This window comes from Pseudomonas sp. EL_65y_Pfl1_R83, from assembly GCF_963970695.1.
Classification (GTDB): domain Bacteria; phylum Pseudomonadota; class Gammaproteobacteria; order Pseudomonadales; family Pseudomonadaceae; genus Aquipseudomonas; species Aquipseudomonas tritici.
Genome location: NZ_CAXAQI010000111.1, coordinates 1 through 642 on the forward strand (window position 1 = coordinate 1; position 642 = coordinate 642).

Below are 642 nucleotides of genomic sequence, written 5' to 3' on the forward strand. Positions count from 1 at the left end.
TGTTCGACACGCAATGCGAGGTGTTCTTTGCTTTCAACGGCACGGCGGCGAATTCCTTGGCGCTGGCGTCGCTCTGCCAATCCTATCATAGCGTGATCTGCTCGGCGCAGGCGCATGTCGAGACCGACGAGTGCGGCGCGCCGGAGTTCTTTTCCATCGGTTCCAAACTGTTGGTGGCACGGACGTCTTGCGGCAAGCTTGACCCGCACGCGATTCGCAAGCTCGCCACCAGCCGCGCCGATATTCATTTTCCAAAGCCCCGCGTGGTGACCATTACGCAACCCACGGAAACCGGGCAGGTCTACACGATCGAGGAGATCGAGGCGCTGTCGGCGGTGTGCCGCGAACTCGGGTTGAGACTCCATATGGATGGTGCCCGGTTTGCGCACGCGTGCGCTACGCTTGATTGTGCCCCGGCCGACATCACCTGGCGTGCCGGCGTGGACGTTTTGTGTTTCGGCGGCACCAAGAACGGCATGGCGGTTGGCGAAGCGGTGTTGTTCTTCGATCCCGCGCTGGCGCAGGATTTCGATTATCGCTGCAAGCAGGCAGGGCAGCTTGCCTCCAAAATGCGCTTCCTGTCGGCCCCTTGGGTGGGGTTGCTGGAGAGCGGCGCGTGGTTGACCAACGCGCAACATGGCA

1 protein-coding gene is annotated in these 642 nt (G+C 61.8%); it reads left to right on the forward strand.

The genetic code is table 11. The annotated features are described in order from the left end of the window. On the forward strand, positions 1 to 642 hold a 642-nt coding region (locus tag AACY08_RS27900), incomplete at both ends, for a threonine aldolase family protein (protein ID WP_339472329.1).